The following is a 22,368-nucleotide window of genomic DNA, read 5'->3' on the forward strand; positions in this document are numbered from 1 at the left end:
TTAAGTAGTAAGCCGGTGCATTAATCCGGTGGTTACAAGCAGTCTTCGGTGGAGCGGTAGTTCAGTCGGTTAGAATACCTGCCTGTCACGCAGGGGGTCGCGGGTTCGAGTCCCGTCCGTTCCGCCACTTATTAAGACGTTAAGCCTGCCAGTAATGGCAGGCTTAATGGCAAAAAACTTTAGGGGCGTAGCTCAGTTGGTAGAGCACCGGTCTCCAAAACCGGGTGTCGCGAGTTCGAGTCTCTCCGCCCCTGCCATATAGAATCCTTTGCTTCGGCAAAGGATTTTTTTTTGCCTGAAACCCGATGAGATTTCAGCATTCTTAAATGCAGCCAGCGTCCCTGCTGGCCTCAGCATCAATCCATTACATTGATTTTTAATAGATCTTTTATTTGCGATTGCTTGTCGCTATTTTGCAACCAAATCGCATACAGCGGCCGCGAAAGGGTAGTGGAATCCACCACGGTATGCAGTCCAGGCTTGGTATCTGCCCAACGGACTGGTAACCAGGTGCAACCCTTCAGCAAGGGGAGTTGCTGACAGGCAATCTCGGCAGAACTGGTTGTTAACTGTGGAACATCATCAGGTGCGATCAATCCCGTCTCATGTTGCTGAAAATCAGGTCCCCACTCCAGCCGCAAATAGGTCAGGTCTGCTTTCATCTTTGAGGGTTCAGAAGCATAAAGAGCCAGACCGAACTGTCCAACAATCTGGCTGCTAAATTCGTCCATCTTGGGGGCTTCTGTAGTGATCAGCAGATCCAACTGACGCTCATGAAGTTGCTTAACCAGCGACTGACGTTGCGCAATTCTGGCTTCAAATTGTAAATGGCCATGGGAGTGATATAGCCGGGTAAGCCACTGACTGAGCATGCATTCCCACAGAGATGCGCTGGCCCCTATCGAGAACTCGTTGTGCCTCGACGTATGCGCAACCTCTTTGCGCGCTGCCTGCCAGGTATTCATCAATGTCTCCGCATACGGAAGCAGTTTTTCACCGGCAGGCGTGAGGCGGATATTGTTGCGATGGCGGGTAAAAAGATTCACACCCAGTTGATTTTCCAGCTGTCGAATACGAAAACTGACTGCTGACTGCGTCAGGTAAAGGGCTTCAGCGGCTCGCCCGAAGTGACGCGTTCTACTCACTTCAAGGAAAGTTTTTAGCAATTCCGTATCCACATCTTTCTCCGCAAAATAATTTGTCGTTATGATTTAAATGTTTTGTTTTACACTCTGTCAAGCGTAACTAATACTCCGCGCCATAAATAGCTCGGCCAAAGAATTAGGAGCGTGTAGGATGGCGGAAAGCTTTACGACGACTAATCGTTTTTTCGACAATAAACATTATCCGCGCGGGTTCTCTCGTCACGGCGATTTCACCATCAAAGAGGCGCAGCTGCTTGAGCGTCATGGTTATGCCTTTAACGAGCTGGATCTGGGTAAACGTGAGCCTGCAACTGAAGATGAAAAGCAGTTTGTCTCAGTGTGCCGTGGTGAGCGTGAGCCGCAGTCTGAAGCAGAACGTGTATGGATCAAGTACATGGCTCGCATTAAGCGTCCAAAACGTTTCCATACGCTGTCTGGCGGTAAACCGCAGATGGAAGGTGCAGAAGACTACACCGAGTCTGACGACTAATAAAAAAAGGGGCTACGGCCCCTTTTTTTATGCCAGTAACTTTTGCAGATGCAAAAGCAAACGATCGATCGCCCGATAGCTCAGCGCTTCCTGCAAGTGTTTCCTCGCAATATCAGTACAGCCCTCCACGTCCGCAATGGTTCTGGCTACTTTTAACAAGCGCTGCCACGCACGTATGGAAAGCCCAAAGCGCGTCAACGTCTCCTCCAGCCAAGCCGCATCTTCAACGTTAAGAGAACAAAACTGTCGGATCCCTGCATTATCCAGTCGTGCATTCAGCCTGTTTTGACGGGCATACTGTCTCGCCTGTGCCGCGATAACCCGCTCGCGAACATGCGCGGAGCTTTCACCCAGTTTATCCGTCTGCCTGAGCAGGCCCGGCGGCGGAAGGGGGATTTCCAGTGATAAATCGAAACGGTCGAGAAACGGGCCAGACAGCTTTCCCAGATAGCGCAGCGTCTGCTCTGGCGTACAGCGGTTATGGTTGCCCTGATAATGCCCCGTCGGACTGGGGTTCATCGCCGCCACGAGCTGAAAACGGGCGGGATAGCTTATTTTGGCTCGCGTGCGTGAAATATGTATCTCACCGGATTCAATGGGCTCCCTCAGCGCATCCAGCACGCGGCGCTCAAACTCAGGCAACTCATCGAGAAACAGAATGCCATTGTGTGCCAGTGAGATCTCACCCGGCCCCGGAATAGACCCACCGCCGACCATTGCCGTCAGTGACGCGCTATGATGCGGCGAACGAAAGGGACGTCGACGCCACTGTTTGTGCAACGACGTCGAACCGATCAGGCTATAGATGGCGGCGCTTTCCAGCGCTTCATGGTTATTAAGCGGCGGGAGCAACCCGCTTAGCCTGCTCGCCAGCATGGTTTTGCCCGTACCCGGCGGGCCAATTAGCAGGAGATTGTGCCCACCCGCTGCCGTAATCTCCAGCGCCCGTTTCCCTTGCTCCTGTCCCATGATCTCGCTGAGGTCTTCTGGCGCATCCGCTATAGCCTCGTCGCACTCTTCCGGCTCGGACAGTTCATGGCGGCCTTCCAGCCAGGCGCACACTTCCTGAAGATGCCCGGCGATGAGACATCCCTTTTCTGCAATAAGACTCACTTCTGATGCGTTTTCATTGGCCACAACGATTTGCCGCCCTGCACGTATGGCTTCCAGCGCTCCCGATATCGCACCGGGAACGCCTCTCAGTGCGCCTGTGAGCGCGAGTTCACCCACGAACTCATACGAGCCTAGCCTGGTCGTATTAAGCTGCTCAGAAGCCGCGAGAAGCGCAATTGCGATAGGTAAATCGTATCGCCCACCCTCTTTGGGCAGGTCGGCGGGAGCAAGGTTGATGGTGATCTTCTTTGCGGGGAAGGTATAACCGCTGTTTATTATTGCGCTACGAACGCGGTCCCTGGCCTCTTTAACCGTGGTTTCAGGTAACCCGACAAGCGTGAGTCCGGGCAGCCCATTACTCAAATGAACTTCTACGGAAATAAGCGGAGCCTTTACCCCGAGAGCTGCTCGCGTATAAACAACTGACAGTGACATTTGTACTACCTCCTGGTCTGACTATGCCAGTGCCTGTTTTCTCTGTTTAGCCTCTTTTTACGTATTTACGCCGCCTGTTCAGAGATTTTCAGGGTGCATTGAAACCATTGCATCACCGTGGAAGCACACTCGCAAAATGTAAAAAGACGCGCTTTAAGGGTTAGATCTGCAATAAAAAAATGAAAAATATTCACTTCCAAATTTCCTCATATAAAACAATGCGTTCATGAAATTTGATTCGCTTGCTAACCAAATCCTTCATAAATAAATCTTGTGTTTGATTTAAAAACTGTGATAACTCTTTAGGTATTCCTTCGAACAAGATGCAAAAAGAACTGAAAATGACAGCCCTTCTACGAGTGATTAGCCTGGTCGTGATTAGCGTGGTGGTGATTATTATCCCACCGTGCGGGGCTGCACTTGGACGAGGAAAGGCTTAGAAATCAAGCCTTAACGAACTAAGACCCCCGCACCGAAAGGTCCGGGGGTTTTTTTATGACTAAAAAACTTAAATGAGGAGCAGAGAATGACGACTAGCACAAAATTCTGTTTCTCCAGATTTATGACGGGGAACTAACTATGAATGGGGCACAATGGGTAGTACATGCGTTGCGCGCGCAGGGAGTCGAAACCGTATTCGGTTATCCGGGTGGCGCAATTATGCCGATTTACGATGCACTGTATGACGGCGGCGTGGAACACCTCTTGTGCCGACACGAGCAGGGCGCAGCGATGGCAGCCATTGGTTATGCCCGCGCGACCGGTAAAACCGGTGTGTGCATGGCGACCTCAGGTCCGGGCGCAACGAACCTGATCACCGGCCTGGCTGACGCGCTGCTCGATTCCGTTCCTGTCGTGGCGATTACCGGTCAGGTGGCCTCTCCGTTCATCGGTACCGATGCCTTCCAGGAAGTAGACGTCCTCGGCTTATCGCTGGCCTGCACCAAGCACAGCTTCCTCGTTCAGTCCCTTGAAGAGCTGCCGCGCGTGATGGCCGAAGCGTTCGAGGTTGCCAGTTCTGGCCGTCCTGGCCCGGTTCTGGTGGATATCCCGAAAGATATCCAGGTTGCACTTGGCGATCTGGAGCCGCATTTCTCCACCGTGAAAAGCGACGATGCGTTTCCGCATGCAGAGGTTGAAGAGGCGCGTCAGATGATGGCGCAGGCGAAGCAGCCGATGCTGTACGTCGGCGGCGGGGTGGGTATGGCGCAGGCTGTTCCGGCGCTTCGCGCGTTCCTTGCAACCACGCAAATGCCCGCCACCTGCACCCTGAAAGGTCTGGGTGCGGTAGACGCGGACTACCCGTACTACCTCGGCATGTTGGGAATGCACGGCACTAAAGCGGCAAACCTGGCGGTGCAGGAGTGCGACTTGCTTATCGTCGCAGGCGCCCGTTTCGATGACCGCGTCACCGGCAAGCTGAATACCTTCGCGCCGAATGCCAAAGTGATCCATATAGATATCGACCCGGCGGAGATGAACAAACTGCGTCAGGCGCACGTGGCGTTGCAGGGCGATCTTAACGCGCTGTTACCGGCGCTGGAGCAGCCGCTGGATATCAACGCATGGCGTCAGCACACCGCAGACATGCGCGCTGAGCATGCCTGGCGTTACGATCACCCAGGCGATGCCATCTATGCGCCGCTGCTGTTGAAGCAGTTGTCCGACCGTAAACCCGCCGACAGCGTGGTGACGACCGATGTGGGCCAGCATCAGATGTGGTCAGCCCAGCATATGGCCTACACCCGCCCGGAGAACTTCATCACCTCCAGCGGCTTAGGCACGATGGGCTTTGGCCTGCCGGCAGCCGTTGGCGCACAGGTGGCCCGCCCGAACGATACCGTGATCTGTATCTCCGGTGACGGCTCCTTCATGATGAACGTTCAGGAGCTCGGCACCGTGAAGCGCAAGCAGTTACCGCTGAAGATCGTGTTGCTCGATAACCAGCGTTTAGGGATGGTTCGCCAGTGGCAGCAGCTGTTCTTCCAGGAGCGTTACAGCGAGACAACCCTGACCGATAACCCCGATTTCCTCACCCTGGCCAGCGCCTTCGGCATTCCTGGCCAGCACATCACCCGTAAAGACCAGGTTGAAGCGGCACTCGACACCATGCTGTCAAGCGAAGGGCCATACCTGCTTCATGTCTCAATCGACGAGCTTGAGAACGTCTGGCCGTTGGTACCGCCCGGTGCCAGTAACTCACAAATGCTGGAGAAATTATCATGATGCAACATCAGGTCGCCGTGCAGGCTCGCTTCAACCCGGAAACGTTAGAACGCGTTTTGCGTGTGGTCCGCCACCGTGGTTTTCAGATTTGCTCTATGAATATGGAAACGGCCACCGACGCCCAGAACATCAGTATCGAATTAACCGTTGCCAGTCCGCGGCCGGTCGACTTACTGTTTAGTCAGTTATCAAAGCTGGTAGACGTTGCCCATGTTGCCATCTGCCAGAGCACAACCACATCACAACAAATCCGCGCTTGAGCGTGACAGGACGAAAAAATGACGACAAAAAAAGCTGATTACATTTGGTTCAATGGTGAGATGGTTCGCTGGGAAGACGCGAAAGTTCACGTGATGTCCCACGCGCTGCACTACGGTACCTCCGTGTTTGAAGGCATCCGTTGCTACGATTCTCACAAAGGGCCAGTGGTGTTCCGCCATCGCGAACACATGCAGCGTCTGCATGACTCAGCCAAAATTTATCGTTTCCCGGTCTCTCAAAGCGTTGATGAGCTGATGGAAGCCTGCCGCGAAGTGATTCGCCAGAACAAACTGACCAGCGCCTATATTCGCCCGCTGGTCTTCGTGGGTGACGTGGGCATGGGCGTGAACCCGCCGGCCGGTTACAACACCGATGTGATCATTGCTGCGTTCCCGTGGGGCGCCTACCTGGGCGCAGAAGCACTGGATCAGGGGATCGACGCAATGGTTTCTTCCTGGAACCGCGTGGCGCCAAACACCATCCCGACTGCCGCAAAAGCGGGCGGTAACTACCTCTCCTCACTGCTGGTCGGCAGCGAAGCGCGCCGCCACGGCTATCAGGAAGGCATCGCCCTCGACGTGAACGGCTACATCTCAGAAGGCGCGGGCGAAAACCTGTTTGAAGTAAAAGACGGCATTCTGTTTACCCCGCCGTTCACCTCTTCCGCGCTGCCGGGCATCACCCGCGACGCGATCATCAAGCTGGCGAAAGACCTTGGTATCGAAGTGCGCGAGCAGGTGCTGTCCCGCGAATCCCTCTACCTGGCAGACGAAGTGTTCATGTCCGGTACCGCGGCTGAAATCACGCCGGTTCGCAGCGTAGACGGTATCCAGGTGGGCGAAGGCCGCTGTGGCCCGGTCACCAAGCGCATTCAGCAAGCGTTCTTTGGCCTCTTCACCGGCGAAACAGAAGATAAATACGGCTGGTTGGATCAGGTTAATCACTAAGTATAAATGTGGGACGGCACGCACCGTCCCATTAAATAGTCAGACGGGAGTCAATAAAGCATGCCTAAGTATCGTTCAGCCACCACCACCCACGGCCGTAACATGGCGGGTGCCCGCGCACTGTGGCGCGCCACCGGAATGACCGACGCCGATTTCGGCAAGCCGATTATCGCCGTGGTGAACTCCTTCACCCAGTTTGTACCGGGCCACGTGCATCTACGCGATCTCGGTAAGCTGGTTGCCGAGCAAATCGAAGCCTCCGGCGGCGTGGCGAAAGAGTTCAACACCATTGCGGTGGATGACGGTATCGCAATGGGCCACGGGGGAATGCTCTATTCACTGCCGTCGCGCGAGCTGATCGCCGACTCGGTGGAATATATGGTCAACGCCCACTGCGCCGATGCGATGGTCTGTATCTCCAACTGCGACAAAATCACCCCGGGGATGCTGATGGCCTCCCTGCGCCTGAACATTCCGGTGATCTTCGTCTCCGGCGGTCCGATGGAGGCGGGTAAAACCAAGCTCTCCGACAAAATTATCAAGCTCGACCTGGTCGATGCGATGATCCAGGGTGCAGACCCGAAAGTCTCTGACGAACAGAGCGATCAGGTGGAACGCTCCGCGTGCCCGACCTGCGGCTCCTGTTCCGGCATGTTCACGGCCAACTCCATGAACTGCCTGACCGAAGCGCTGGGCCTTTCCCAGCCGGGCAACGGCTCGCTGCTGGCGACCCACGCCGACCGTAAGCAGCTGTTCCTCAACGCCGGTAAACGTATCGTTGAGCTGACCAAACGCTACTACGAGCAGGACGATGCCAGCGCGCTGCCGCGCAATATCGCCAGTAAAGCGGCGTTCGAAAACGCCATGACGCTGGATATCGCCATGGGCGGCTCCACTAACACCGTTCTGCACCTGCTGGCCGCCGCGCAGGAAGCCGAAATCGACTTCACCATGAGCGACATCGACAAGCTCTCCCGCAAAGTGCCGCAGCTGTGTAAAGTCGCGCCGAGTACCCAGAAGTACCACATGGAAGATGTGCACCGCGCGGGTGGCGTCATCGGTATCCTGGGCGAGCTGGATCGCGCCGGGCTGCTGAACCGCGACGTGAAAAACGTCCTCGGCCTGACGCTGCCGGAATCGCTGGACCAGTACGACGTGATGCTGACCAAAGACGACGCGGTGAAAAAGATGTTCCGCGCCGGTCCGGCCGGTATTCGCACCACCCAGGCGTTCTCGCAGGATTGCCGCTGGGACACGCTGGATGACGACCGTGCTGAAGGCTGCATCCGCTCGCTGGAGCACGCCTACAGCAAAGACGGCGGTCTGGCGGTGCTGTACGGTAACTTTGCGGAAAACGGCTGCATCGTGAAAACCGCAGGCGTGGATGACAGTATCCTGAAATTCACCGGTCCGGCGAAAGTGTACGAAAGCCAGGACGAGGCGGTAGATGCCATCCTCGGCGGCAAAGTGGTGGAAGGCGACGTGGTTGTCATTCGCTACGAAGGGCCGAAAGGCGGCCCGGGCATGCAGGAGATGCTCTACCCGACCACCTTCCTGAAATCGATGGGCCTCGGTAAAGCCTGTGCGCTGATCACCGACGGTCGTTTCTCCGGCGGCACGTCTGGTCTCTCCATCGGCCACGTCTCCCCGGAAGCGGCAAGCGGCGGCAACATCGCGATCATCGAAGATGGCGATCTGATTGAAATCGACATTCCGAATCGCGGCATTCAGCTCAAGCTGAGCGACCAGGAGATTGCGGCCCGTCGTGAAGCGCAGGAAGCCCGCGGTGACAAAGCCTGGACGCCGAAAGATCGCCAGCGCGAAGTCTCCTTCGCCCTGCGCGCCTATGCGAGCCTTGCAACCAGTGCAGATAAAGGCGCGGTGCGCGATAAATCTAAACTTGGGGGCTAATGATGGCCGAGTCACAACCCTTATCCGCCGCCCCTGAGGGGGCGGAATACCTGAGAGCGGTGCTACGCGCGCCGGTCTATGAAGCTGTGCAGGTCACGCCCCTGCAAAAAATGGAAAAACTCTCCTCGCGCCTCGACAACGTCATTCTGGTGAAGCGCGAAGACCGCCAGCCGGTGCACAGCTTTAAGCTGCGCGGTGCCTACGCGATGATGGCCGGGCTGACGGATGAGCAGAAAGCGCGCGGCGTCATTACCGCGTCGGCGGGCAACCATGCGCAGGGCGTGGCGTTCTCGTCTGCTCGTTTGGGTCTGAAAGCGCTGATCGTGATGCCGGTTGCCACCGCGGATATCAAAGTCGACGCGGTGCGCGGTTTTGGCGGAGAAGTGCTGCTCCACGGCGCGAACTTTGACGAAGCCAAAGCCAAAGCGATCGAGCTGGCGCAGCAGCAGGGCTTCACCTGGGTGCCGCCGTTCGATCACCCGATGGTGATTGCCGGGCAGGGCACGCTGGCGCTTGAGCTGTTGCAGCAGGATGCCCATCTCGACCGCGTCTTCGTCCCAGTGGGCGGCGGCGGGCTGGCGGCAGGCGTGGCGGTGCTGATTAAACAGCTGATGCCGCAGATTAAAGTCATCGCCGTTGAGGCGGAAGACTCTGCCTGCCTGAAGGCGGCGCTGGACGCCGGTCACCCGGTAGACCTGCCGCGCGTTGGGCTGTTTGCCGAGGGCGTGGCGGTGAAGCGCATTGGCGATGAAACCTTCCGTCTGTGTCAGGAGTATCTGGACGATATCGTCACCGTCGACAGCGACGCCATCTGCGCGGCGATGAAAGATCTGTTCGAGGATGTGCGTGCGGTGGCGGAGCCGTCCGGCGCGCTGGCGCTGGCGGGGATGAAAAAATACATCGCCCAGCACAACATTCGCGGCGAGCGGCTGGCGCACGTGCTCTCTGGTGCGAACGTGAACTTCCACGGTCTGCGCTACGTTTCCGAGCGCTGCGAGCTGGGCGAACAGCGTGAAGCGCTGCTGGCGGTGACGATTCCGGAAGAAAAGGGCAGCTTCCTCAAGTTCTGCCAGCTTCTGGGGGGACGTTCGGTAACGGAGTTCAACTACCGCTTTGCCGATGCGAAAGATGCCTGCATTTTTGTCGGCGTGCGTCTGAGCCGTGGCGTGGAGGAACGTAAAGAGATCCTCAGCCTGCTGCACGATGGCGGCTACAGCGTGGTCGATCTGTCCGACGATGAAATGGCTAAGCTGCACGTGCGTTATATGGTTGGCGGTCGTCCCTCAAAGCCGCTCCAGGAACGCCTGTTCAGCTTCGAGTTTCCGGAATCACCGGGCGCGTTGCTCAAGTTCTTGCACACGCTGGGCACGCACTGGAACATCTCTCTGTTCCACTACCGTAGCCACGGCACCGACTACGGCCGCGTGCTGGCGGCGTTCGAGCTGGGCGAGCACGAGCCGGATTTCGAAACGCGGCTGAACGAGCTGGGCTATGAGTGCCACGACGAAACCCACAACCCGGCGTTCAGGTTCTTTCTGGCTGGCTAGTGGTTCGGCAATATCGTCCAGAACGCATCAATAAGCGGCTCATGCAGCCGCTTTTTTTGTGCGCACACGCCTAGCTCAAACGGCGTCTTCTCGTCGCTGCGCTCCAGAATCATCACGCGGTTGCGCACCGGTTCCGGGCTGTTTTCCAGCACCACTTCCGGCAGCAGCGCCACGCCGCAGCCGAGCGCCACCATCGACACCATCGCCTCATGACCGCTAACGGTGGCGTAAATCGACGGATTGCTGATTTTCTGACGGCGGAACCACAGCTCGATGCGGCGGCGCACCGGCCCCTGATCGGCCATGATAAACGGCACCGTCGACCAGTCCGGTTTTTCTACCGATACCTGATTACGCACCGGGCAGGGCAGGGCCGGGGCAATCAGCACCACCGCCAGATTCTCCAGCATCGAGAACGCCACCGCGCCCGGCAGGGTTTCGGGTTTTCCGGCGATGGCGAGATCCGCTTCGCCGGTCACCACTTTTTCCATTGCGTCGGCGGCGTCGCCGGTGGTGAGCTTAATTTCAACCGACGGATGCGCTGCGCGGAAGCGGTCGAGAATGGGGGGCAGATGGCTGTAGGCGGCGGTCACGGAGCAGAAAATATGCAGCTCACCGGAGAGTGATGGCCCCTGCTGATCAATAGAGTGCCGCAGCTGCTGGTACTGTAACAGCGTCTGCTGGGCAAAAATGCGCAACTCTTCGCCCGCTTCCGTGAGGGTAACGGTACGGTTATCGCGCACGAAAAGCGGCTGGCCGAGGTCTTCCTCAAGGCGCTGGATCTGGCGCGAAAGCGTGGACGGGCTGACGTGCATCGCCCGGGCGCTGCGGCCAAAGTGACGGCTTTCCGCCAGGTGCAGGAACATTTTTAGATCGCGTAAATCCACCGATTCCACTCCCTCTTTTTACATTGCAAAAATTGCAATGTGACGTTGTGAATATATCAATTTCCGCAATAAATTTCCTGTTGTAATGTGGGTACATTCTCGCTGAAACGCGAACCGAACAATAAGACACACAACATCACGAGGTATCACCCATGGCTAACTACTTTAATACACTGAACTTGCGCCAGCAGTTGGCGCAGCTGGGCAAATGCCGCTTCATGGCGCGCGATGAATTTGCCGATGGCGCGAGCTACCTTCAGGGTAAAAAAGTGGTCATCGTCGGCTGTGGCGCACAGGGTCTGAACCAGGGCCTGAACATGCGTGACTCCGGTCTGGATATCTCTTACGCCCTGCGTAAAGAAGCGATTGCCGAGAAGCGCGCTTCATGGCGTAAAGCGACTGAAAACGGCTTCAAAGTGGGTACCTATGAAGAGCTGATCCCGCAGGCGGACCTGGTCGTTAACCTGACGCCGGACAAGCAGCACTCTGACGTGGTGCGTTCCGTACAGCCGCTGATGAAAGACGGCGCCGCGCTGGGTTACTCCCACGGCTTCAATATCGTTGAAGTGGGCGAGCAGATCCGTAAAGACATCACCGTAGTGATGGTGGCGCCGAAGTGCCCGGGTACCGAAGTGCGTGAAGAGTACAAGCGTGGCTTCGGCGTGCCGACGCTTATCGCAGTTCACCCGGAAAACGATCCGAAAGGCGAAGGCATGGCGATTGCCAAAGCCTGGGCTGCGGCGACCGGCGGTCACCGCGCTGGCGTGCTGGAATCTTCCTTCGTTGCGGAAGTGAAATCTGACCTGATGGGCGAGCAGACCATTCTGTGTGGCATGCTGCAGGCGGGTTCTCTGCTTTGCTTCGACAAGCTGGTGGAAGAAGGTACCGACCCGGCATACGCAGAAAAACTGATTCAGTTCGGCTGGGAAACCATCACCGAAGCGCTGAAGCAGGGCGGTATTACGCTCATGATGGACCGTCTGTCCAACCCGGCAAAACTGCGTGCTTACGCTTTGTCTGAACAGCTGAAAACCATTATGGCGCCGCTGTTCCAGAAACATATGGACGACATCATCTCCGGCGAATTCTCTTCCGGCATGATGGCGGACTGGGCCAACGACGACAAGAAACTGCTGACCTGGCGTGAAGAGACCGGTAAAACCGCGTTCGAAACTGCGCCGCAGTATGAAGGTAAAATCGGCGAGCAGGAGTACTTCGATAAAGGCGTACTGATGATTGCGATGGTGAAAGCAGGCGTTGAGCTGGCGTTCGAAACCATGGTGGATTCCGGCATCATCGAAGAGTCTGCGTACTACGAATCTCTGCACGAGCTGCCGCTGATCGCGAACACCATCGCCCGTAAGCGTCTGTACGAAATGAACGTGGTTATCTCTGATACCGCAGAATACGGTAACTATCTGTTCTCTTACGCCTGCGTACCGCTGCTGAAAGAGTTCATGACCACCCTGCAGACGGGCGATCTGGGCAAAGCGATTGCGGAAGGTGCGGTAGACAACGCGCAGCTGCGCGACGTAAACGAAGCGATTCGCAGCCACCAGATCGAGAAAGTGGGCCACAAACTGCGTGGCTACATGACCGATATGAAACGTATTGCTGTAGCAGGTTAACAACCTTGTCGGGTGGCGCTTCGCTTACCCGACCTACAAAAACGTAAGATGTAGGCCGGGTAAGGTGCAGCCGCCACCCGGTTTTTTTATTTGCGATACAGCACTTTAATAATGTGATAACCGAACTGAGTATGCAGCGGACCGGTTGGCTCCAGCACCGGGCAGGAGAAGACCACTTTATCGAACGCCGGAACCATTTGACCCTGACGGAATTCGCCTAAATCGCCGCCACGCTTGCCTGACGGGCAAATAGAGTGCTTCTTCGCCAGCTTGCCGAAGTCGGCGCCGTTTTTGATCTGCTCCAGAAGATCCAGAGCCAGTTTCTCTTCTTTAACAAGAATATGCAGTGCTGCTGCTGTTTTTGCCATGATCGTGCCTTGAGTGGTATGGATTAGGCTCGCTATACTACCACGCTGTTATTCTCCCCTCCTGACTTTCATTGAGCGATCATTTATGCGTTTAAATCCCGGACAACAACAAGCCGTCGAATTTGTAACCGGACCGTGTCTGGTGCTGGCGGGCGCAGGATCCGGTAAAACGCGCGTCATCACCAATAAGATTGCGCACCTGATCCGCGGCTGCGGCTATCAGGCCCGCCACATTGCGGCAGTTACCTTTACCAACAAAGCGGCGCGCGAGATGAAAGAGCGTGTTGGCCAGACGCTGGGGCGCAAAGAGGCGCGCGGGCTGATGATCTCTACCTTCCACACGCTGGGGCTGGATATCATTAAACGTGAATACGCCGCGCTGGGGATGAAATCCAACTTTTCGCTGTTCGATGATACCGACCAGGTGGCGTTGCTCAAAGAGCTCACCGAGGGGCTGATCGAGGATGATAAGGTGCTGTTGCAGCAGCTGATCTCAACGATCTCGAACTGGAAAAACGATCTGATGACACCGGCCCAGGCTGCGGCGATCGCCAAAGGCGAACGGGATCGGATCTTCGCCCACTGCTATGGTCTGTACGACGCGCACATGAAAGCGTGCAACGTGCTGGACTTCGACGATCTGATCCTCTTACCGACGCTGCTTTTACAGCGAAATGAAGAGGTGCGCGAGCGCTGGCAGAATAAAATCCGCTACCTGCTGGTGGATGAATATCAGGACACCAACACCAGCCAGTACGAGCTGGTGAAGCTGCTGGTGGGGCATCGCGCGCGCTTCACCGTGGTTGGCGATGATGACCAGTCAATTTACTCCTGGCGCGGCGCCCGCCCGCAAAACCTGGTGCTTCTGAGCAAAGATTTCCCCGCGCTGCAGGTGATTAAGCTGGAGCAGAACTACCGTTCCTCCGGGCGCATCCTGAAGGCGGCAAACATCCTGATTGCCAATAACCCGCACGTTTTTGAAAAGCGTCTCTTCTCCGAACTTGGCTACGGTACGGAGCTGAAGGTGCTCAGCGCCAATAATGAAGAGCATGAGGCGGAGCGCGTGACGGGCGAACTGATCGCCCACCACTTCGTCAATAAAACCGAATACAAGGATTACGCGATCCTCTATCGCGGCAATCACCAGTCGCGCGTCTTTGAAAAGATGCTGATGCAGAACCGCATTCCGTACAAAATTTCCGGCGGCACTTCGTTCTTCTCGCGGCCAGAAATTAAAGATCTGCTGGCCTATCTGCGCGTGCTCACGAACCCGGATGACGACAGCGCGTTTCTGCGCATCGTGAATACACCAAAGCGCGAGATTGGTCCGGCGACGCTGCAAAAGCTGGGCGAATGGGCGATGACCCGCAATAAGAGCCTGTTTACCGCCAGCTTTGATATGGGGCTGAGCCAGACGCTGACGGGGCGCGGGTATGATAATTTAACCCGCTTCACTCACTGGCTGGGTGAAGTGCAGCGCCTGGCTGAGCGCGAGCCCGTGGCGGCGGTACGCGATCTGATCCACGGCATTGACTACGAATCCTGGCTGTACGAAACCTCTGCCAGCCCGAAAGCGGCAGAAATGCGTATGAAAAACGTTAACCAGCTTTTTAGCTGGATGACCGAAATGCTGGAAGGCTCTGAGATAGATGAGCCGATGACGTTAACGCAGGTGGTCACCCGCTTTACCCTGCGCGACATGATGGAGCGCGGCGAGAGCGAAGAAGAGGCCGACCAGGTTCAGCTGATGACGTTGCATGCGTCAAAAGGGCTGGAGTTCCCGTATGTGTATCTGGTCGGTATGGAAGAAGGTTTATTGCCGCACCAGAGCAGCATTGATGAAGATAATGTCGACGAGGAGCGCCGTCTGGCCTACGTGGGGATCACCCGCGCGCAAAAGGAGCTGACGTTCACGCTCTGTAAAGAGCGCCGTCAGTACGGTGAACTCGTGCGTCCGGAACCCAGCCGTTTCCTGCTGGAACTACCGCAGGACGATCTGATCTGGGAACAGGAGCGCAAAGTGATTACCGCGGAAGAGCGGATGCACAAAGGACAGGCTAACGTGGCGAACATTCGCGCCATGCTGGCAAAAGCCAAAGAGAAGGGATAATGATGAGTAGGCCGGGTAAGGCGAAGCCGCCACCCGGCAGTGTTCAGCGTATTACTTCACCTCAAGCACCCAGTGCACATAGCTCTGCCACTGGCACTCCTGCTCGATCATCTCAGCCCCAAGCGGGTGATTCTCAATCCAGTTTTCCGGCAGCGTCAGCGTCAGCTTCTCATCATCGGCTAGCAGATTAATGGCGGGTAACAAATCATCGCGGCGGCGGCTGGCAAACAGAATTGCCAGACGCAGCAGACGACACAGATGCTCGGCCACGCGCGGCGGTACGGCATTTTGCTGATGCAAAGAGGAGAGATCGACGGCGTTGGTCTGGTTCAGCAGTAGCGTTGCCAGCAGCTTTTTCTGTGCGGGCGTGTAGCCCGGCAAATCCAGGTTGCGCACCAGATACGCTGCGTGAGCAGGTGCTTGCTTAAAATCTATGCTGAGCCCCACCTCGTGCAGCGCACAGGCGCTCAGCAATAAATCGCGGCTCAGATGATCAAGATCCCAGGCGTTAGCGACCTGGTCGGCAAAGCGTGATGCCAGCTGTGATACGCGGCCAGCCTGATCGATATCAACCAGAAAACGACGCTGGACGTTGCGCAGCGTACGGTTGCGGATGTCCTGATCCACCGACAGATGCAGCATGCCGTAGACCAGACCTTCGCGCAGCGCGCCGCCGGCCAGGGTCATACACTGGATATTTAGTTCGGTGAATATGGCGATCAGAATGGCCAGCCCGCTTGGGAAAACCAGGGCTCGTTCCAGCGTCAGGCCTTCAATTTCCAGCTCTTCCAGACGTCCGCACTGAATGGCACGCTGTTTAAGCTGCTGAAGTTTGGCAAGCGTGATCCGCTCGTCCATGCCCTGCGCCATCATGATTTCCTGCAGGGCCTGCACGGTACCCGAAGCCCCGACGCAGACTTTCCAACCGTGATAGCGCAGTTCGTCCATTACCGGGCGTAGCACTGCGCGCGCGGCGTTTTCCGCCTCGTCGAAGTTCTCTTTACCCAGATTCCGGTCAGTAAAGTAACGTTCAAGCCAGGTCACGCAGCCCATCGACAGGCTGAACAGCGACGTCGCCTGCGCGCCGGTGCCGGTTACCAGTTCGGTACTGGCACCGCCGATATCCACCACCAGACGGCGATCGTCACCCCCGGTGGTGTGGGCAACGCCCTGGTAGATCAGGCGTGCTTCTTCTTCACCGCTGATAACCTGAACCGGACACCCCAGAATTTCCTGCGCTTTGGCAATAAAATCTACGGCGTTAACCGCCAGTCTGAGCGTCGCTGTGGCGACAACGGTGATTTGAGCATGCGGGATATCCTGCAGACGCTCAGCAAAGAGCCGCAGGCATTGCCAGCCACGTTCCATGGCTTCAGGCGAGAGGTAATTATCACTGCTCAGGCCCGCCGCGAGGCGGACCTTGCGCTTAATGCGCGTCAGCGTTTGTATGCTTCCCGCCACCTCACGCACAACCAGCATATGAAAACTATTCGAACCGAGATCAATTGCCGCATAGAGCGAGGTGGAGCTGAGCATAATGTATTAACCTGAACGACGACGATTACGCGGTGCGCCGCCTGAACGACGCGGACCATTGCCGGAGCGCGGGCGGGAAAGACGCTTAGGCGGCGGCAGTTCGCTTAACAGCGCTTCCGGATTGTATTTACTCTGCGGAATAGAGTGACCGATGTAGGTCTCAATGGCTGGAAGATTCAGCGCATACTCTTCACACGCAAGGCTAATCGAGTGACCGCTTGCGCCCGCACGACCGGTACGACCGATACGGTGTACGTAGTCTTCGCAGTCGTCTGGCAGATCGTAGTTAAAAACGTGCGTCACGGCCGGAATGTGTAAACCACGTGCCGCCACATCGGTTGCGACCAGAATATCAAGATCGCCACGGGTGAACTCGTCGAGGATCCGAAGGCGTTTTTTCTGCGCCACGTCGCCGGTCAACAGGCCAACACGGTGACCGTCGGCAGCCAAATGGCCCCAGATGTCTTCACAGCGGTGTTTAGTGTTCGCGAAGATAATGGCGCGATCGGGCCACTCTTCTTCAATCAACGTTTGCAGCAGACGCATTTTCTCTTCATTGGAAGGATAGAAGAGCTCCTCTTTAATGCGGTGGCCCGTTTTCTGCTCCGGCTCCACTTCCACATACTCGGCGTTGTTCATCTGCTCGAACGCCAGCTCGCGTACGCGATAAGAAAGGGTGGCAGAGAACAGCATGTTCAGGCGCTGATTTGCCGGCGGCATGCGGCGGAACAGCCAGCGGATATCTTTAATGAAGCCCAGATCGTACATGCGGTCAGCTTCATCAAGCACCACAACCTGTATGGCGCCGAGGTTGATATGGTTCTGTTTGGCGTAGTCGATAAGACGGCCGGTGGTCCCAATCAGGATATCCACGCCGCTTTCCAGCACTTTCAGCTGCTTATCGTAGCCGTCGCCGCCATAGGCCAGGCCAAGCTTCAGGCCAGTAGCCTGTGCCAGGGGTTCAGCGTCTGCATGGATCTGTACCGCCAGTTCTCGCGTCGGGGCCATAATTAGCGCGCGCGGCTGGTTAACTTTGCGGTCTGCAATCGCTGGGTGAGAAAGTAAATAATGGAACGTTGACGTTAAAAACGCCATCGTTTTGCCGGTACCGGTTTGCGCCTGCCCTGCAACATCGCGACCGGCCAGCGTCAGCGGCAGGGCGAGAGCCTGAATGGGCGTGCAGTTATGAAACCCTTTTGTTTCAAGGGCTTCGATCACTTTTGGGTGCAGGGCGAAGTCGGAAAACTTCTGTTCTGTTAAATGTGTTTTGCTCATAGTGTGGTAGAATATCAGCTTACTATTGCTTTACGAAAGCGTATCCGGTGAAATAAAGTCAACCTTTAGTTGGTTAATGCGACATCAACACGTCGTTGGTGGAGACAAAACCAACGTACCAGGCTTATTCCTGTGGAGTTATATATGAGCGATAAAATTATTCACCTGACTGACGACAGTTTTGACACGGACGTACTTAAGGCTGACGGGCTGATCCTCGTCGATTTCTGGGCTGAATGGTGTGGTCCTTGCAAAATGATCGCCCCGATTCTGGATGAGATCGCTGACGAATATCAGGGCAAACTGACGGTTGCCAAGCTGAACATCGACCAGAACCCGGGCACCGCACCGAAATACGGTATCCGTGGCATCCCGACCCTTCTGCTGTTCAAAAACGGCGAAGTGGCGGCGACCAAAGTGGGCGCGCTGTCCAAAGGTCAGCTGAAAGAGTTCCTGGACGCTAACCTGGCGTAAGGTTTCTCCGCTGTGCGTCCAGAGCCCCCGGCTAAATGATGTGGAACTCTGGACGCCCGGCTGAAGTCGTGCTAAGTTAGCTATGACTTCGTTTTAAACATATCTATTGTTTGAATCTTGTTTTACCCGATACTTCCCTTTGTTGACATGAACAATGCGTGAAGTGGCTAAATTCCGGGCTTGTCACTCAATCCGTCTTGTCGTTTCAGTTCTGCGTTCTTTCCCTGTGACCAGACAGCGAACAGACATGAGGTGATGGCCGCTAAACAGGCATGGATGACCCTGCCATACCATTCACAACATTAAGTTCGAGAATCACTCCGAGTTTAAGAACCCACACCATTATGAATCTTACCGAATTAAAGAATACGCCGGTTTCTGAGCTGATCACTCTCGGCGAAAATATGGGACTGGAAAACCAGGCTCGTATGCGCAAGCAGGACATCATTTTCGCCATCCTGAAGCAGCACGCTAAGAGTGGCGAAGATATCTTTGGCGACGGTGTGCTGGAGATATTGCAAGACGGATTTGGTTTCCTCCGCTCTGCAGACAGCTCCTACCTCGCCGGCCCTGACGACATCTACGTATCCCCCAGCCAAATCCGCCGTTTCAACCTCCGCACTGGTGACACCATTTCAGGTAAGATTCGTCCTCCTAAAGAGGGTGAACGCTACTTTGCGCTGTTGAAAGTCAATGAAGTTAACTTCGATAAACCAGAAAACTCGCGTAACAAGATCCTCTTTGAGAACTTAACGCCTCTGCACGCGAACTCTCGCCTGCGCATGGAGCGTGGTAACGGTTCTACCGAAGACTTAACCGCGCGCGTCCTGGATCTGGCATCGCCAATCGGTCGCGGCCAGCGTGGTCTGATTGTGGCCCCGCCGAAAGCGGGTAAAACCATGCTGCTGCAGAACATCGCGCAGAGCATTGCCTACAACCACCCAGACTGCGTGCTGATGGTGCTGCTGATTGACGAACGTCCGGAAGAAGTGACCGAGATGCAGCGTCTGGTTAAAGGTGAAGTGGTTGCTTCTACCTTCGACGAGCCAGCATCTCGCCACGTTCAGGTTGCGGAAATGGTTATCGAGAAGGCGAAACGCCTGGTTGAGCACAAGAAAGACGTGATCATCCTGCTTGACTCCATTACCCGTCTGGCGCGTGCCTACAACACCGTGGTGCCAGCTTCCGGTAAAGTGTTGACCGGTGGTGTGGACGCTAACGCCCTGCACCGTCCAAAACGCTTCTTCGGTGCGGCACGTAACGTGGAAGAGGGCGGCAGCCTGACCATCATCGCAACGGCGCTGATCGATACCGGCTCCAAAATGGACGAGGTTATCTACGAAGAGTTTAAAGGTACAGGTAACATGGAACTGCACCTCTCTCGTAAGATCGCTGAAAAACGCGTCTTCCCGGCTATCGATTACAACCGTTCCGGTACCCGTAAGGAAGAGCTGCTCACCACGCAGGAAGAGCTGCAGAAAATGTGGATCCTGCGCAAAATCATCCATCCAATGGGTGAAATTGACGCGATGGAGTTCCTCATTAACAAACTGGCGATGACCAAAACCAACGACGACTTCTTCGACATGATGAAACGCTCGTAACGCAAATAAAGCCAGCGGACGCCACGTTTTTACGTGGCGTTTTTCTTTTATGGACTATACGCTAGTATCGCCTACTCCCAATTTTGACCGGTCAGTGCGACAATAAGATAATTCGCACAGTAAAAACATTAATAGCTTGAATAATAAACAAATGGAATTGTAAGAGGTTTGCTTTATAACTTCAGGCGCGGCCCCTTGATGGTTATACTTCCTTGACTAACATTTGTTGAGAACATCCATTGTGAACCTACTTGATACGTTTACTGAACTAACCAGTATTTTCTTGTTTACCACCTGCTTTTTGTTTCTGGCACGTAAGGTTGCAAAATATCTGGGCTTAGTGGATAAACCCAACTTCCGTAAACGTCATCAAGGCATGATCCCTCTGGTCGGTGGCATCTCTGTTTTTGCAGGGATCTGCTTCACTTTTGCTATTGCAGATTACTATATTCCGCATGCCAGGCTTTATCTCATATGCTCAACAGTTCTTGTTGTGATTGGTGCGCTGGACGATAGATACGACATCAGCGTCAAAATCCGCGCTTTCGTTCAGGCAGCTGTCGCTATTGCAATGATGGTGTTTGCTAAGTTGCACCTGAGTAGCCTGGGCTATATTTTCGGGGCCTGGGAGATGGAACTCGGCCCATTCGGCTATTTCCTGACACTTTTTGCCGTGTGGGTGGCGATTAACGCGTTCAACATGGTTGACGGTATTGATGGTTTGCTTGGTGGCCTGTCCTGCGTCTCATTTGCCGCCATTGGTTTCATTTTATGGTTCGATGGGCAATACAGCCTTGCTATGTGGTGTTTCGCCATGATTGCTGCCATCCTGCCTTATATCCTGTTAAATCTCGGCGCATTGGGCCGACGCTATAAAGTCTTCATGGGCGATGCGGGTAGCACGCTTATCGGCTTTACTGTCATTTGGATCTTGCTGGAAACCACTCAGGGCGATGTGCATCCCATCAGCCCGGTAACGGCGCTATGGATTATTGCCATCCCCTTAATGGATATGGTTGCGATTATGTATCGCCGCCTGCGTAAAGGAATGAGTCCATTCTCTGCTGACCGTCAGCACATTCATCATTTGATCATGCGAGCCGGATTCACTTCCCGGCAGGCATTTGTGCTTATTACGCTGGCGGCTGCTATTCTAGCGGGGATTGGCGTGACGGCGGAATATACGCACTTCGTGCCTGAGTGGGCCATGTTGGTATTGTTCTTGCTAGCATTTTCTCTCTACGGCTACTGCATTAAGCGCGCATGGAAGGTGGCGCGATTCATTAAACGTATGAAGCGCAGGATGCGACGTAACAGTAGCAAAAACACAACATTAACTAAGTAAAACCGGGACTATGATGACTCAACCGTTGGCGGGAGCGAAATCAGTGGTAACAGAGAATGAACTGGACATTCGGGGTTTGTTTCGCGTGTTATGGGCAGGCAAACTTTGGATTGTGGGGATCGCGCTGGGGTTTGCACTGTTAGCGCTAGCCTACACGTTCTTTGCAAAACAGGAGTGGAGCGCCACGGCAATCACGGACAGACCCACGGTTAACATGCTCGGAGGATACTACTCCCAGCAGCAGTTCCTGCGAAACCTGGATATTAAAGCCAGCCTTGCCACCCCGGACCAGGCTTCCGTTATGGATGAGGCCTACAAAGAGTTTGTGATGCAGCTGGCCTCGTGGGATACGCGCCGCGATTTCTGGTCCCAGACAGATTACTTTAAGCAGCGTCGGGTTGATAACACCAAAGCCGATGCCGCGCTGCTGGACGATCTGATTAACAATATTCAGTTCATGCCAGGCGACGTGCTGCGTAACGTCAACGACAGCGTCAAGCTGATTGCCGAAACCGCGCCGGATGCAAACAACCTGTTGCGCCAGTACGTCGCGTTTGCCAGCCAGCGTGCCGCAAGTCATCTGAATGAAGAGCTTAAAGGCGCCTGGGCAGCCCGCACTATCCAAATGAAGGCGCAGGTCAAACGTCAGGAAGAGGTGGCAAACGCCATTTTTGCGCGCCGCGTGCATAACATTCAGCAGGCGCTGAAAATTGCGGAACAGCACAACATTTCCCGCACTGAGACGGATGTTCCGGCTGATGAATTGCCTGATTCTGAAATGTTCCTTCTTGGTCGCCCAATGCTGCAGGCCCGTCTGGAAAACCTGCAGGCCGTTGGGCCTGATTTTGATCTCGACTACGATCAAAACCGCGCGATGCTTAACACGCTTAATGTCGGTCCCTCCCTGGACCCGCGTTTTCAGACCTATCGTTATTTGAGAACGCCTGAAGAACCTGTAAAACGCGACAGTCCGCGCCGCGCATTCCTGATGATCATGTGGGGTATTGTGGGTGCACTCGTTGGTGCTGGCGTGGCGTTAACGCGTCGTCGTACAAACTAAGAACGC

The 22,368-nt window shown here is 55.3% G+C and carries 20 protein-coding genes and 2 tRNA genes; 16 read left to right on the plus strand and 6 right to left on the minus strand.

The genetic code is table 11. The features are described 5' to 3' along the window. The first annotated feature begins 50 nt into the window (after positions 1-50). Together INF77_RS21550 and INF77_RS21555 are read left to right on the plus strand one after the other, a co-directional pair. A tRNA-Asp gene (locus INF77_RS21550) sits at positions 51-127 on the plus strand. Positions 128-181: 54 nt separating this feature from the next. After that, a tRNA-Trp gene (locus INF77_RS21555) sits at positions 182-257 on the plus strand. Positions 258-356: 99 nt separating this feature from the next. On the opposite strand, the gene hdfR is transcribed toward INF77_RS21555, so the two are convergent. Next, complete coding sequence (gene hdfR, locus INF77_RS21560) at positions 357-1,178, minus strand: HTH-type transcriptional regulator HdfR (protein ID WP_028014823.1); 822 nt, start codon at positions 1,176-1,178, stop codon at positions 357-359. A 118-nt stretch (positions 1,179-1,296) separates the two neighbouring features. Here hdfR and INF77_RS21565 point away from each other — a divergent pair, with 118 nt between their 5' ends. Then, a complete protein-coding gene (locus INF77_RS21565) occupies positions 1,297-1,635 on the plus strand; it encodes a DUF413 domain-containing protein (protein WP_008501577.1) in 339 nt (112 codons plus the stop codon). A gap of 27 nt (positions 1,636-1,662) precedes the next feature. On the opposite strand, the gene INF77_RS21570 is transcribed toward INF77_RS21565, so the two are convergent. Beyond that, entirely contained in the window at positions 1,663-3,183 is a 1,521-nt protein-coding gene (locus tag INF77_RS21570) for a YifB family Mg chelatase-like AAA ATPase (RefSeq protein WP_048959813.1), read from the minus strand. 341 nt (positions 3,184-3,524) lie between these two features. Here INF77_RS21570 and ilvL point away from each other — a divergent pair, with 341 nt between their 5' ends. The 7 genes from ilvL to ilvA all read left to right on the plus strand — a co-directional run bounded on the left by ilvL (position 3,525) and on the right by ilvA (position 10,075). Next, positions 3,525-3,623, plus strand: coding sequence for an ilv operon leader peptide (gene ilvL / locus INF77_RS21575; RefSeq protein WP_001311244.1), 99 nt, complete (start codon positions 3,525-3,527; stop codon positions 3,621-3,623). Positions 3,624-3,709: 86 nt separating this feature from the next. Continuing rightward, positions 3,710-3,760: a peptide IlvX gene (gene ilvX, locus INF77_RS21580; protein ID WP_166792073.1), complete on the plus strand. Its 51-nt coding sequence runs from the start codon at positions 3,710-3,712 to the stop codon at positions 3,758-3,760. A 2-nt stretch (positions 3,761-3,762) separates the two neighbouring features. Further along, positions 3,763-5,409, plus strand: coding sequence for an acetolactate synthase 2 catalytic subunit (gene ilvG / locus INF77_RS21585; RefSeq protein WP_150145484.1), 1,647 nt, complete (start codon positions 3,763-3,765; stop codon positions 5,407-5,409). Continuing rightward, a complete protein-coding gene (gene ilvM, locus INF77_RS21590; protein WP_003860184.1) occupies positions 5,406-5,669 on the plus strand; it encodes an acetolactate synthase 2 small subunit in 264 nt (87 codons plus the stop codon). Before ilvG ends, ilvM begins: the two co-directional genes overlap by 4 nt. Positions 5,670-5,687: 18 nt before the next feature. Continuing rightward, positions 5,688-6,617 (plus strand): branched-chain-amino-acid transaminase, encoded by a 930-nt coding sequence (ilvE, locus tag INF77_RS21595; RefSeq protein WP_003860182.1) that lies wholly within the window; start codon positions 5,688-5,690, stop codon positions 6,615-6,617. A 60-nt stretch (positions 6,618-6,677) separates the two neighbouring features. Beyond that, positions 6,678-8,528, plus strand: coding sequence for a dihydroxy-acid dehydratase (gene ilvD, locus INF77_RS21600; RefSeq protein ID WP_047366694.1), 1,851 nt, complete (start codon positions 6,678-6,680; stop codon positions 8,526-8,528). Positions 8,529-8,530: 2 nt separating this feature from the next. Then, a complete protein-coding gene (gene ilvA / locus INF77_RS21605; RefSeq protein ID WP_032660750.1) occupies positions 8,531-10,075 on the plus strand; it encodes a threonine ammonia-lyase, biosynthetic in 1,545 nt (514 codons plus the stop codon). Here the strand turns inward: ilvA and ilvY are convergent. After that, positions 10,072-10,962, minus strand: coding sequence for an HTH-type transcriptional activator IlvY (gene ilvY, locus INF77_RS21610; RefSeq protein ID WP_008501572.1), 891 nt, complete (start codon positions 10,960-10,962; stop codon positions 10,072-10,074). The two genes, ilvA and ilvY, sit on opposite strands and share 4 nt — an antisense overlap. A gap of 152 nt (positions 10,963-11,114) precedes the next feature. Between ilvY and ilvC the strand changes: the two genes are divergently transcribed. Continuing rightward, positions 11,115-12,590: a ketol-acid reductoisomerase gene (ilvC, locus tag INF77_RS21615; protein ID WP_021242831.1), complete on the plus strand. Its 1,476-nt coding sequence runs from the start codon at positions 11,115-11,117 to the stop codon at positions 12,588-12,590. Positions 12,591-12,676: 86 nt separating this feature from the next. Here the strand turns inward: ilvC and ppiC are convergent, their stop codons facing one another. Continuing rightward, positions 12,677-12,958 (minus strand): peptidylprolyl isomerase PpiC, encoded by a 282-nt coding sequence (ppiC, locus tag INF77_RS21620; protein ID WP_004886861.1) that lies wholly within the window; start codon positions 12,956-12,958, stop codon positions 12,677-12,679. Positions 12,959-13,043: 85 nt separating this feature from the next. On the opposite strand from ppiC, the gene rep reads away from it, so the two are divergent. Continuing rightward, the gene (rep, locus tag INF77_RS21625; protein ID WP_069733811.1) at positions 13,044-15,068 is read left to right on the plus strand and encodes a DNA helicase Rep; all 2,025 of its coding nucleotides are present in this window, start codon (positions 13,044-13,046) and stop codon (positions 15,066-15,068) included. A gap of 51 nt (positions 15,069-15,119) precedes the next feature. Here rep and gppA read toward each other — a convergent pair whose 3' ends face one another. Beyond that, positions 15,120-16,604, minus strand: a complete 1,485-nt coding sequence (gene gppA, locus INF77_RS21630) for a guanosine-5'-triphosphate,3'-diphosphate diphosphatase (protein WP_047366695.1) — start codon at positions 16,602-16,604, stop codon at positions 15,120-15,122. 6 nt (positions 16,605-16,610) lie between these two features. Continuing rightward, complete coding sequence (gene rhlB / locus INF77_RS21635) at positions 16,611-17,879, minus strand: ATP-dependent RNA helicase RhlB (RefSeq protein WP_028014815.1); 1,269 nt, start codon at positions 17,877-17,879, stop codon at positions 16,611-16,613. Between the two features lie 144 nt (positions 17,880-18,023). On the opposite strand from rhlB, the gene trxA reads away from it, so the two are divergent. The 4 genes from trxA (at position 18,024) to wzzE (ending at position 22,362) form a co-directional block, all read left to right on the plus strand. Beyond that, on the plus strand, positions 18,024-18,353 hold the full coding sequence (gene trxA, locus INF77_RS21640; RefSeq protein ID WP_006179218.1) for a thioredoxin TrxA: 330 nt from the start codon (positions 18,024-18,026) through the stop codon (positions 18,351-18,353). 344 nt (positions 18,354-18,697) lie between these two features. Beyond that, on the plus strand, positions 18,698-19,957 hold the full coding sequence (rho, locus tag INF77_RS21645) for a transcription termination factor Rho (RefSeq protein WP_008501566.1): 1,260 nt from the start codon (positions 18,698-18,700) through the stop codon (positions 19,955-19,957). Between the two features lie 241 nt (positions 19,958-20,198). Beyond that, positions 20,199-21,302 carry a UDP-N-acetylglucosamine--undecaprenyl-phosphate N-acetylglucosaminephosphotransferase gene (gene wecA, locus INF77_RS21650; RefSeq protein ID WP_193532857.1) on the plus strand — a complete coding sequence of 368 codons (1,104 nt, stop codon included), beginning with the start codon at positions 20,199-20,201 and terminating at the stop codon, positions 21,300-21,302. Between the two features lie 13 nt (positions 21,303-21,315). After that, positions 21,316-22,362: an ECA polysaccharide chain length modulation protein gene (gene wzzE / locus INF77_RS21655; protein ID WP_028014813.1), complete on the plus strand. Its 1,047-nt coding sequence runs from the start codon at positions 21,316-21,318 to the stop codon at positions 22,360-22,362. Positions 22,363-22,368: the final 6 nt, after the last annotated feature.

Origin of the sequence: Enterobacter cloacae complex sp. P1B, from assembly GCF_014982345.1 — a bacterium.
Taxonomy (GTDB): Bacteria; Pseudomonadota; Gammaproteobacteria; order Enterobacterales; family Enterobacteriaceae; genus Enterobacter; species Enterobacter bugandensis.